2 protein-coding genes and 1 pseudogene are annotated in these 2,098 nt (G+C 66.0%); all 3 read left to right on the forward strand.

Annotated elements, in window-relative coordinates; all coding sequences use genetic code 11:
* Positions 1 to 81 precede the first annotated feature (81 nt).
* Positions 82 to 1,107 (forward strand): ABC transporter substrate-binding protein, encoded by a 1,026-nt coding sequence (locus AB4Y99_RS27475; RefSeq protein WP_441525579.1) that lies wholly within the window; start codon positions 82 to 84, stop codon positions 1,105 to 1,107.
* A gap of 31 nt (positions 1,108 to 1,138) precedes the next feature.
* Positions 1,139 to 1,894, forward strand: a complete 756-nt coding sequence (locus AB4Y99_RS27480; protein ID WP_441525580.1) for a polyamine ABC transporter ATP-binding protein — start codon at positions 1,139 to 1,141, stop codon at positions 1,892 to 1,894.
* Positions 1,891 to 2,098, forward strand: a pseudogene (locus AB4Y99_RS27485) (hypothetical protein); the annotation flags it as partial. The gene AB4Y99_RS27480 and the pseudogene AB4Y99_RS27485, both read left to right, overlap by 4 nt.

A 2,098-nucleotide genomic window follows, 5' to 3' on the forward strand; every position in this document is an offset into this window, starting at 1 on the left:
GGGGAACCCCTTCGGCCATATCGAAGCCGCGCCAACAGCGGTGCACGGCGCTCCAGGCCGACAGACGGGGAACCAGCAACCATGCGTCAGATGTTTCGCCATGCGACCGCTATCGCCGCGCTCGGCGCCGCGCTCGCCTCGCATGCCAAGGCCGAAGAGCTTGTTGTCGGCGCCTTCGGCGGCTCCTTCGCCGATAACGTCAAGGCCTGCCACGTCGCGGCCTTCGAGAAGGCGACGGGCGCGACCGTCTCGCTGAAGCTCGGCAACTCGTCCCAGTTCGCGGCGGCGCTGCGCGCCATGGCCGGCAAGCCGGACATGGACATCGTCTATATCGACAACTCGCTCGCAGCCCAGACCGCCAACGAGAAGCTCAACGACAAGATCGACCGCGCGAAGCTGAAGAACGCCCCCGACGTGATCCCGACCGCCTGGGGCAAGGACGATGCTTACGTCGTCGCGATGGTGAGCGCGACCACGCTGGTCTACAACCCCAAGTTGGTCAAGGCGCCGCCGACCTCCTGGCTCGACCTCGCCGACCCCGCCTATGCCGGCAAATACGCCATCGGCGACATCAGCGGCACGTCTGGCCTGCAGTTCCTGCTGGCGTTGAACAAGCTCAAGGGCGGCACGCTCGACAATATCGATCCCGGCATCGAGGCGGTCAAACCGATCGCGAAGGGCTCGGCCGTGCTTTACACCCAGGCCGACCAGCTCCTCTCCCTGTTCGAGCGCGGCGAGATCGCGATTGCGCCCTGGTATCCGGATCGCGCCGGCGTCGCCATGGACAAAGGCCTCTCGCTCGCCGTCGCCTATCCGAAGGAAGGCGCGGTCGGCATCCTGCCGGCGGTCGTCCTGCCCAAGGGCTCGGCCAAGACCGAACTCGCCTACAAGTTCCTCGATCAGGTGCTGTCGGCCGAGGGCCAGGGCTGCTTCTCCGAGCGGGCCTATATCGGCGCGGTCAACACCAAGGTGAAGCTCTCCGACAAGCTCAAGAGCATCGTCCCCAATGGCGAGAGCCTGGAGAAGGCTTGGTTCATCGACCCGGACGTGATCGCGAAGAACAGCGCGACCTGGACACGCCGCTGGCAGCGCGAAGTCGCGCGCTGAGCAGCACTGCGGCACCGGGAAAGGACGGGTAATGGGTTCGCTGACCTTCGAAGGGCTGGGCAAGTCCTATGGCGAGGTCGAGGTCGTCAGGGACATCTCCCTGACGATCGCCGAGGGCGAATTCGTCTCGCTGCTCGGGCCCTCCGGCTGCGGCAAGACCACGATCCTGCGCATGGTCGCAGGGCTCGTGGAGCCAAGCCGCGGGCGCATCCTGATCGGACGCGATGACGTCACCAACCTGCCTCCGAACAAGCGCGGTCTCGGTCTCGTCTTCCAGTCCTATGCGCTGTTCCCGCATATGACGGTATTCGAGAACGTCGCCTTTGGCCTGCGTCGCCGCAAGGTCGCCGGCACCGAGCTCGACAAGYGCGTCAGGGAAGCGCTCGGCATGGTCCGGCTCGCGGCCTTCGGCGAGCGCTATCCGAGGCAGTTGTCCGGTGGCCAGCAGCAGCGCGTCGCCATCGCCCGGGCACTCGCGCCGCATCCGCGCGTGCTGCTCTTCGACGAGCCGCTGTCCAATCTCGATGCGCAACTGCGCGACGAGATGCAGATCGAACTGAAGCGCCTGCAGCGTAATCTCGGCATTACCGCGCTTTTCGTCACCCACGACCAGGGCTTCAGCGGCGCTCGCGTGCAATATGTCGTGCGGCTGGCGGAAGGCGTCGAGATCGTCGCGGAGACAGCCTCGCACGGACCGGAGGCGTCTCTGACAGCAGGTGCGCCGGTCGCGCTTTCCATCGACCCGGCAGCCGTCTTCGCGATGCCGCCCGAAGGCGCCACGGCATGATGTCGCGGCGGCAAGGGCTCCTGCTGATCGCGCCGCTGCTGCTGGTCTTGACGGGCTTCTTCCTCGTGCCGGTGCTCATGCTGTTGCCGACGAGCTTCGGCGTCTATGAGCCGGGCGCCGGCCTTGTTAATGGCGCCTGGTCGCTGAAGAACTACAGCCAGATCGTCACCGATGACTATTACCGGGAGGTGATCTGGCGGACCT

The sequence above is a fragment of the Allobosea sp. TAB14 genome, from assembly GCF_052113865.1.
In the GTDB taxonomy this organism is placed as follows: Bacteria; Pseudomonadota; Alphaproteobacteria; order Rhizobiales; family Beijerinckiaceae; genus Allobosea; species Allobosea spartocytisi.